The sequence below is a fragment of the Mycolicibacter heraklionensis genome (genome assembly GCF_001021505.1).
GTDB lineage: Bacteria > Actinomycetota > Actinomycetes > Mycobacteriales > Mycobacteriaceae > Mycobacterium > Mycobacterium heraklionense.
Genome location: NZ_LDPO01000011.1, coordinates 156,109 through 164,940, shown reverse-complemented (window position 1 = coordinate 164,940; position 8,832 = coordinate 156,109). Strand labels below are relative to the sequence as shown.

The following is an 8,832-nucleotide window of genomic DNA, read 5'->3' as shown; positions in this document are numbered from 1 at the left end:
GGGTAACCGCTGGGCGGCCAGTGCTGGGGCGGATACCAGTAGCCGCCCTGCTGCGGGGGCTGCGACTGCTGCGGCGAGGGCGGCCAGCCGGGGGCGTGCCAGCCCGCCGGGGCGCCATAGTCGGGTTGAGTGCCCGGCGCGGCGTCGCCCGCGGGCACGCCGTTGCTGCCGTTGGGGCCGGATTCGCCCGCCCTGGCCGCCGCGTCCCGAGACGCCTGAGCGATGGCGGCCTTGAACGCCGGTTCCGGCTTCGGCTGCGGCCACGGCTCGCCCCGCTCGATGGCCAGCTCACCGGGGGTCTTGATCGGCGGCTTGTCCGACGGGACCCGCCCGCCGAAGTCGTCGAACGCGGTCAGCCGGGGCCGCTTGGTCACGTCGCCGAAGATCTTCTCCAGGTCGGCGCGGTGCAGCGTCTCCTTCTCCAACAGCTCGCCGGCCAGCACGTCCAGGACGTCGCGGTATTCGGTCAGGATCTCCCAGGCCTCGGTGTGCGCGGCCTCGATCAGCTTGCGGACCTCGTCGTCGATGTCGCGGGCCACTTCGTGGGAGTAGTCGGGCTGCTTACCCATCGCCCGCCCGACGAACGGGTCGCCGTGGTCGCTGCCGTAGCGGACCGCGCCGAGCTTGGCGCTCATGCCGTACTCGGTGACCATGGCGCGCGCGACCGCGGTGGCCTTCTCGATGTCGGAGACCGCGCCGGTGGTCGGCTCACGGAACACCAGTTCCTCCGCGGCACGCCCGCCCATGGCGAACACCAGCTGGGCGATCATCTCCGAGCGGGTGCGCAGCCCCTTGTCCTCTTCGGGCACCGCCACCGCGTGCCCGCCGGTACGGCCGCGGGCCAGGATGGTGACCTTGTAGACGGGGTCGATGTCGGGCATCGCCCACGCCGCCAGGGTGTGGCCGCCCTCGTGGTAGGCGGTGATCTTCTTCTCGTGCTCGCTGATGATCCGGCTCTTGCGGCGCGGACCACCGATCACCCGGTCCACCGCTTCTTCCAGTGCCGCGCCGGTGATCACGGTGCCGTTCTCGCGCGCGGTCAGCAGCGCCGCCTCGTTGATCACGTTGGCCAGGTCGGCGCCGGACATACCGACGGTGCGCTTGGCCAACCCGTCCAGGTCGGCGTCGGGTGCGATGGGCTTGCCCTTGGAGTGCACCCGCAGCACCGCACGCCGCCCCGCGATGTCAGGGTTGGTCACCGGGATCTGCCGGTCGAACCGGCCGGGGCGCAGCAGTGCGGGGTCGAGGATGTCGGGCCGGTTGGTGGCCGCGATCAGGATGACCCCGGCCCGCTCGCCGAACCCGTCCATCTCCACCAGCAACTGGTTGAGCGTCTGCTCGCGCTCGTCGTGCCCGCCACCCAGCCCGGCACCGCGCTGGCGGCCGACCGCGTCGATCTCGTCGACGAACACGATGCACGGGCTGTTCTGTTTGGCCTGCTCGAACAGGTCCCGCACCCGGGAGGCGCCGACACCGACGAACATCTCCACGAAGTCCGAGCCGGAGATGGTGAAGAAGGGCACGCCCGCCTCACCGGCGACCGCGCGGGCCAGCAGCGTCTTGCCGGTGCCGGGCGGGCCGTAGAGCAGGACGCCTTTGGGGATCTTGGCGCCCAGCGCCTGGTAGCGGCCCGGGTTCTGCAGGAAGTCCTTGATCTCGTAGAGCTCCTCGACCGCCTCATCCACGCCGGCGACGTCGGCGAAGGTGGTCTTGGGCATGTCCTTGCCCAGTTGTTTGGCTCGCGATTTGCCGAAGCCGAAGCCCATCCGGGCGCCGCCCTGCATTCGGGAGAACATCACGAACAACCCGATCAGCAGCAACATCGGCAACATGTAGATCAGCAGTGACCCGAGCAGGCTGCCCTGGTTCACCACGGTGTTGATCTCGGCCTTCTTGGCGGTCAACGCGGTGTAGAGCGGCACCGCGTACCCGGTCGGGTACTTGGTGATCAGCTTGTCGACCTGCTCGGCCCGGGCGGACTTGTCGGCTTTGCCCGACTGGCCGGCTTTGTCGGTGACCTCGACGCTGGTGAGCGGGGTCTTCAGCACCAGCCGCAGCTGTTGCTCGCGGTCGTCGAGCTGGGCGCTCTTGACGTTGCCGCTGTGGATCTGGGCCACCGCCACCGAGGTGTCGACCGGCTTGTATCCGCGGGTGTCGTCGCTGAAATAGAAGAACGACCAACCGAGCAGCAACACCACTGCTATCGCGGTGACGGTGCGGATCACGTTTTTGCGATTCATCAGACATCGGCCGGGCGCGGCCAAATCCTTCCAATACATGCAGCTGGGCATGTTCAGGCTACCGTCCCCGGTGGCAAACGGGCCTGGCCGGACTCGGGAACCCTGTTCCATCCCGGCCCGGTTGTGCTTTGGTGTGACGGTGGCTCCCGCAATCGAACGAGCAACTCAACGATTCGTCGACACAAACGGCGTGACCCTGCGAGTCACCGAAGCGGGCGAGCGCGGGGCCCCGGTGGTGCTGCTGGCGCACGGATTCCCGGAATTGGCCTTCTCGTGGCGACATCAGATCCCGGCGCTGGCCGACGCGGGCTTCCACGTGCTGGCCCCCGACCAGCGCGGCTACGGCGGCTCGTCGCGACCGGACGAGGTCGGGGCCTACGACATCGCAGCGCTCACCGGAGATCTGGTCGGCCTGTTGGACGACGTCGGCGCCCAGAGTGCGATCTGGGTCGGCCACGACTGGGGCGGTCCGGTGGTGTGGAGCGCCGCGCAGCTGCACCCGGACCGGGTGGCCGGCGTGGTGGGGCTCAGCGTGCCGCCGGTGCCCCGTCCGCAGGTGCCTCCGACGGAGGCGTTCCGCAATATCTTCGGCGAGAACTTTTTCTACATGCTCTATTTCCAGGAGCCCGGGGTCGCCGACGCTGAATTGGATTCCGACCCGGCGCGCACCATGCGCCGGATGATGGGCAGCCTCAGCCCGACCGACCGCGAATCGGCATTACTGATGACGGCCCCCGGCCCAATGGGCTTCATCGATCGGCTCGCCGAGCCGGCGGCGCGTCCGGGTTGGATCAGCGCCGACGAACTGGACCACTACATCGCCGAGTTCACCCGCACCGGGTTCACCGGCGGGCTGAACTGGTACCGCAACCTCGACCGGAACTGGGAGATCATGACCAATCCAGCCGCCGCCACCATCGACGTGCCCACCCTGTTCATCGCCGGATCCGCCGATCCGGTGCTGGCTTTCACCCGCCGCGACCGAGCAGCCGAGCTGGTGACCGGTCCCTACCGCGAGGTGATCATCGACGGCGCCGGCCACTGGCTGCAACAGGAGCGGCCCGACGAGGTCAACGAGGTACTGCTGGAATTCCTGGCGGGCATGCCGACCGGAGCGGCATCGTGACGGCCCGGCCCCTGCGCTTCGGGGTCTTCATCACCCCGTTCCACGCGCTGGGCCAATCCCCCACAGTCGCGTTGGAATACGACCTGGAGCGCGTCGTCGCGCTGGATCGGCTGGGCTTCGATGAAGCCTGGTTCGGCGAGCACCATTCGGGTGGCTACGAGCTGATCGCGTGCCCCGAGGTGTTCATCGCGGCGGCTGCCGAACGCACCAAACACATCCGGCTGGGCACCGGCGTGGTTTCGCTGCCCTATCACCACCCGTTGATGGTGGCCGACCGTTGGGTGCTGCTGGATCACCTGACGCGCGGGCGGGTGATGTTCGGTGCCGGACCGGGCGCTCTGCCCACCGACGCCTACATGATGGGCATCGATCCCGTCGAGCAGCGCCGGATGATGCAGGAGTCCTTGGAGGCGATCCTGGCGCTGTTCCGGGCTGAGCCGGGCGAATTGATCACCCGGCGTTCGGACTGGTTCACCCTGCGCGACGCCGCCCTGCACATTCGCCCCTACACCTGGCCGTATCCGGAAGTCTCTGCAGCCGCGATGATTTCGCCGTCCGGACCGCGGTTGGCCGGCGCGCTGGGCACCTCATTGCTGTCGCTGTCGATGTCGGTGCCGGGCGGGTTCGCCGCGCTGGAGAACACCTGGGACGTGGTGCGCGATCAGGCCGCCAAAGCCGGCCGCGACGAACCCGACCGCAACGACTGGCGGGTGCTGAGCATCATGCACATCGCCGACACCCGCGAACAGGCGGTGGCCGACTGCACCTACGGACTGCAGGATTTCGCGAACTACTTCGGCGCAGCCGGGTTCGTACCACTGGCCAGCGAAGTCGAAGGTTCACCGCAGACACCGACCGAGTTCGTCGAGGCCTACGCCGCGGCCGGAAGCTGCTGTATCGGCACCCCCGACGACGCGATCGAGCACATCACCGGCTTGCTGGAGCGCTCCGGAGGATTCGGCACCCTGCTGTTCCTCGGGCATGACTGGGCCTCACCGGAGGCCACCTATCACAGTTACGAGCTGTTGGCCCGCAAGGTGATTCCACACTTCAAAGGCCAACTCACCGCGCCCAGGGCATCACACGAATGGGCCAGGGGCATGCGGGACACGTTGTTCGGCCGGGCCGGCCAGGCGATCCAGAACGCCGTGGTCGAGCACGTCACCGAATCCGGTGGCGGGTCACACTGATGCGCGCTGCGGTGCTGCGCGATGGGCGAATGATCTACCGCGACGACGTGCCGGAGCCGACGCCGGGTCCGGGCCAGGTACTCGTCGAGGTGACCGCCTGCGGCATCTGCGGATCCGACCTGCATTTCGCCTCGCACGGCGAGCAGGTGCTGGCCGCGACGCACGCCATGTCCGGCAGCCCGTCCTCCCGGGCATCCGTCGATCTGGGCGCCGACATCTTCATGGGTCACGAGTTCAGCGCGAAAGTGCTCGAAGCCGGCCCCGGCACCGACACCTTTCCCGCCGGAACGCCCGTCACCTCCATTCCAGTTCTGTTGGCCGCCAAGGGTATCGAACCGATCGTCTACTCCAACACCACGGTAGGAGGTTATGCCGAGAAGATGCTGTTGTCGGCTCCGCTGCTGCTGCCGATCCCGAACGGGATGGACCCCCGCCACGCCGCACTGACCGAACCGATGGCGGTGGGCCTGCACGCGGTCAACAAGTCCGGCGTCACGCCGGGCGAGACGGCGCTGGTGTTGGGCTGCGGACCGATCGGGATGGCGATCATCGCCGCCTTGCGCACCATGGGCGTGGAAGACATTGTGGCCGCTGACTATTCCTCTGCCCGGCGAGAACTGGCGACGACGATGGGTGCGCAGCGCACCCTCGACCCGGCGCAGGGATCACCGTTCGACACCGTCACCCCGAAGGTGATCTTCGAGGCGGTCGGCGTGCCCGGCATCATCGACGACGTGCTGCGGCGAGCGCCGGTCGGCAGCCGGCTGGTGGTCGCCGGGGTGTGCATGGAGCCCGACACGGTGCACCCGTTCTACGGCATCGCCAAAGAGATCAGCGTGCAGTTCGTGCTGGCCTACGAACCGGCGGAGTTCGCCGCGTCACTGCGGGCCATCGCCGAGGGGCAGATCGATGTGGCGCCCTTGATCACCGGCGAGGTCGGACTCGACCGGGTGGGTGCGGCATTCGATGACCTGGCCGACCCCGAGAGGCACTGCAAGATCCTGGTCACGCCCTAGGGCTGGTCACGCCTTAGGAAACGCTCCGGCGTCGAGCAGCCGCTTCGACCAGCCACCCACCAGCTCGACCAACTCGCCCAGGTCGTCGCCGAGGTTCACGACGATCGGCGCGCACGCCGCATCCGTCGCCGTCTCGATCGCCTCGCGAGCGGCACGCCCGGCATCGCTGAGCACGCCGTCACGTGCCAGATCCCGCTGCGCCAACCGGGCCTCGCCGGCCGTGAGCTCGTCGTCGCTCCAAGCCCTGCTCCGGACGTAGGTACGCGGCGGGAATCCGCGGTAGAGCTCGGTGATCAGGCCGATCTCGACGGCGTCGAATCCCGCTGCAACCCAGGCATTCACGTGCGCGTCGCCGCGGAATTCACGAAGCCGGTCAGCCAGCAGCCAGGCATCGGTCAGCGGCTCGCCCGCCAGTCCGTCGGCCACCACCCCCGCGAACAGCGGCTTGCCCGCCACCGAGAGGCCATCAGCGGCGCGGCGCAGCAGTTCCACCGCACGCCCGACGCCATCGGGAGCCGCACCCAAGACCCGGCGCAGCTGCGCTACCGCACCTTCGGTGCGGGCCGCGCGAATGGTCGGCGCATCGGTCAACGTCCAGCCGTAGCCGACCGCGGGAACCACTACGGCGGGGTTGAACACCGCGAACGTCGCGGCGATCACCTCGCCGGGCGCCTGCCCCAGCGCGGAACCGCGACTACAGAAGTACGCCGGCCCATCCGGCATTTCGACCCCACCGGTTGTGGCGGGGCTGGCACCGAAGCCCAGTGCCGCATAGCCGCGGTGACACTCCGGGGAGAAGTACACCTGGCCGGCGAACGGCTCGATGGCGTTGGACAGTGCTCGCGACGGCGCGGAGGTCATCGCCTCAGTGTGCCGCACGGGTCTTTTCCGCCGGTGCGTGCATCGACTCCGATAGGGTGCCAAGCATGCCGACACACAGTGCCCGGATGGCTCTCCGCTGGTCGATGACGCTGGCGCTGGCCGGCGTGGCCGCCCTCGCGATGGCCGGCTGCGACGCCGCGCCGAGCGGCGGCCAGGACATCCCACGCCAGGTGACCGTCGTGGGCACCGGTGAGGTCCAGGGGGTTCCGGACACCCTGACCACCGAGGCGGGCATCGAGTTCGTCGCCGGAGACGTCACCAGCGCGATGAACCAGACCAGCGAGCGTCAGCAGGCGGTGATCGACGCGCTGGTGGACGCGGGCGTGGACCGCAAGGACATCAGCACCACCCAGGTCAGCCTGCAGCCGCAGTACGGCAATCCCGACGCCAGCGGGTCGGCGACCATCACCGGCTACCGGGCCGGCAACACCATCCGGGTCAAGGTCGAGCGCGATTCCGCCTCCCAGGTGCTGGCGGTGATCGTGCGGGCCGGCGGGGACGCCACCCGGATCAATGGGGTGAGCTACTCCATCGAGGACGATTCGGCACTGGTGCGCGGCGCCCGGGAGCGGGCCTTCAACGACGCCAAGGACCGCGCCGAGCAGTACGCCCAGCTGTCGGGTCTGCGACTCGGCCAGGTGATCTCGATCTCCGAGGTGGCCGGCGGGACACCGCCGCCGATGCCGGTCGGGATGCCGATGCCCCGTGCGATGGCCGCCGCTCCCCCGGTTGAGCCCGGCCAGCAGACCGTGAGCTTCACGGTGACGGCGGTCTGGGAGCTGTCCTAGAGGTCGGCTTCGTCCCGAGTTGTTCGGCACGCGTCAGTGGATGCTGCTACAATCGCACGTATGTTCGAACAGTCGCCATCGAGGCTTCCGTCTGCGGAGTCGATCGCGCGGCTGTCTGAGCGCTTTGAGCGGCGGTATCCCTCGGTGACGCCGGAGTCGGCGCCGTTGGTGGAGCGGATTTGCGCCTCGGCGCGGGCGGAGAACCGGGCGGCAGCCGCGCACTTGGTGGCGATCGGGGAGTTGTTTGCGCTGCGGTTGAGTCGCTGTAGCGAAACCGAGGAGTGGGCGGTCGACACCGAGGCGGCAGTGGCCGCCGAGGTCGCCGCGGCGTTGCGGATCAGCCAAGGGCTCGCGGGCAGTCGGCTGCGGTATGCCCGGGCGATGCGCGAGCAGCTGCCGCAGGTGGCGCAGGTCTTTGCGGCCGGTGATATCGATCTGCGGTTGTTTCAGACGATGGTGTATCGCACCGGGTTGATCACCGACCGCGAGGTGCTGGCGGCCGTCGATGGGCAGTTGGCGGCGCAGGTGGTGCGCTGGCCGTCGCTGACGATGAGCCGGTTGGCGGGCAAGATCGACAAGATCGTGGCCAAAGCCGACGCCGATGCGGTGCGCCGCCGCAAGGAACGGCAGGCCGAACGCGAGATCCTGTTCGGGGACTACGTCGAAGGCGGTCTCTCGGAGATCCAGGGCAGCCTGTTCAGCGTCGATGCGCGTGCAGTGGATAAGGCCTTGGATGCGTTGGCGGCCACGGTCTGTGAGCACGACCCACGGACTCGCGCGCAGCGGCGCGCCGATGCCATGGGGGCGTTGGCGGCGCGGGCCGATCGGCTGGGATGCCGCTGCGGCCGGTCCGACTGTGCGGCAGGTGGGCGCCCGGGCGCCTCGCCGGTGGTGATTCATGTGATCGCCCAGCAGGCCACCCTCGACGGCACCGGTGAGCAGCCGGGCTCCATGGTCGAGGCCGATGGACTCATCCCACCGGAACTGATCGCCGAACTCGCCAAATCGGCCCGGCTGGTGGCGTTGGTGCACCCCGCCGACGCCCCACCCGAGCCCGGGTATGTGCCCTCCAAAGCACTCGCGGATTTCGTGCGGTGCCGGGATCTAACGTGCCGCTGGCCGGGCTGTGACCGCCCAGCACTCGACTGCGACATCGACCACACCATTCCCCGCGGTGACGGCGGTGTCACCCATCCGTCGAACCTCAAATGCTATTGCCGCACCCACCATCTGGTGAAAACGTTCTGGGGCTGGCGCGATCAGCAACTGCCCGACGGCGCGGTGATCCTGACCTCACCGGCAGGGCAGACCTACGTCACCACCCCGGGCAGCTCCCTGCTGTTCCCGCACCTGTGCGCACCCACCGGAAACCTGAAGCCAACCCAGCGGCGCGACGAGGACCGCTGTGGTGACCGCACCGCGATGATGCCCCGCCGCCGACGCACCCGCGCCCAACACCGCGCCGCCCGCATCGCCACCGAACGCAATTACAACCACAAAGCCCGCCAAGCCCGACGCGCCGCCCGCGACGCCATCTGGTTCCCGAAAGTAGCCCCCGGCATCGACCCCAACGACCCACCACCCTTCTAG

At 68.8% G+C, this 8,832-nt stretch carries 7 protein-coding genes; 5 read left to right on the top strand and 2 right to left on the bottom strand.

Annotation, left to right across the window (positions count from 1 at the left end):
• On the bottom strand, positions 1-2,240 hold a 2,240-nt coding region (ftsH, locus tag ABW16_RS14475), incomplete at its 3' end, for an ATP-dependent zinc metalloprotease FtsH (RefSeq protein ID WP_047319865.1).
• Positions 2,241-2,391: 151 nt separating this feature from the next.
• On the opposite strand from ftsH, the gene ABW16_RS14470 reads away from it, so the two are divergent.
• Genes ABW16_RS14470 through ABW16_RS14460 form a run of 3 tightly spaced genes read left to right on the top strand, consistent with a single transcriptional unit; the run spans position 2,392 to position 5,572 of the window.
• Positions 2,392-3,366, top strand: a complete 975-nt coding sequence (locus ABW16_RS14470) for an alpha/beta fold hydrolase (RefSeq protein ID WP_047319894.1) — start codon at positions 2,392-2,394, stop codon at positions 3,364-3,366.
• Positions 3,363-4,556 (top strand): LLM class flavin-dependent oxidoreductase, encoded by a 1,194-nt coding sequence (locus ABW16_RS14465; protein WP_047319864.1) that lies wholly within the window; start codon positions 3,363-3,365, stop codon positions 4,554-4,556. Before ABW16_RS14470 ends, ABW16_RS14465 begins: the two co-directional genes overlap by 4 nt.
• The gene (locus tag ABW16_RS14460) at positions 4,556-5,572 is read left to right on the top strand and encodes a zinc-binding dehydrogenase (RefSeq protein WP_047319863.1); all 1,017 of its coding nucleotides are present in this window, start codon (positions 4,556-4,558) and stop codon (positions 5,570-5,572) included. Before ABW16_RS14465 ends, ABW16_RS14460 begins: the two co-directional genes overlap by 1 nt.
• Before the next feature lie 6 nt (positions 5,573-5,578).
• Here the strand turns inward: ABW16_RS14460 and ABW16_RS14455 are convergent, their stop codons facing one another.
• Positions 5,579-6,433, bottom strand: coding sequence for an SCO6745 family protein (locus ABW16_RS14455; protein WP_052956922.1), 855 nt, complete (start codon positions 6,431-6,433; stop codon positions 5,579-5,581).
• Between the two features lie 65 nt (positions 6,434-6,498).
• Between ABW16_RS14455 and ABW16_RS14450 the strand changes: the two genes are divergently transcribed.
• Positions 6,499-7,242, top strand: coding sequence for an SIMPL domain-containing protein (locus ABW16_RS14450; RefSeq protein ID WP_047319861.1), 744 nt, complete (start codon positions 6,499-6,501; stop codon positions 7,240-7,242).
• A gap of 60 nt (positions 7,243-7,302) precedes the next feature.
• Positions 7,303-8,832: an HNH endonuclease signature motif containing protein gene (locus ABW16_RS14445; protein ID WP_047319860.1), complete on the top strand. Its 1,530-nt coding sequence runs from the start codon at positions 7,303-7,305 to the stop codon at positions 8,830-8,832.

Excerpts from the sequence above, each read along its gene's own strand:
- ABW16_RS14460 (WP_047319863.1), top strand. The coding sequence starts at position 4,556 with ATGCGCGCTGCGGTGCTGCGCGATGGGCGAATGATCTACCGCGACGAC.
- ABW16_RS14455 (WP_052956922.1), bottom strand. The coding sequence starts at position 6,433 with ATGACCTCCGCGCCGTCGCGAGCACTGTCCAACGCCATCGAGCCGTTC.
- ABW16_RS14450 (WP_047319861.1), top strand. The coding sequence starts at position 6,499 with ATGCCGACACACAGTGCCCGGATGGCTCTCCGCTGGTCGATGACGCTG.
- ABW16_RS14445 (WP_047319860.1), top strand. The coding sequence starts at position 7,303 with ATGTTCGAACAGTCGCCATCGAGGCTTCCGTCTGCGGAGTCGATCGCG.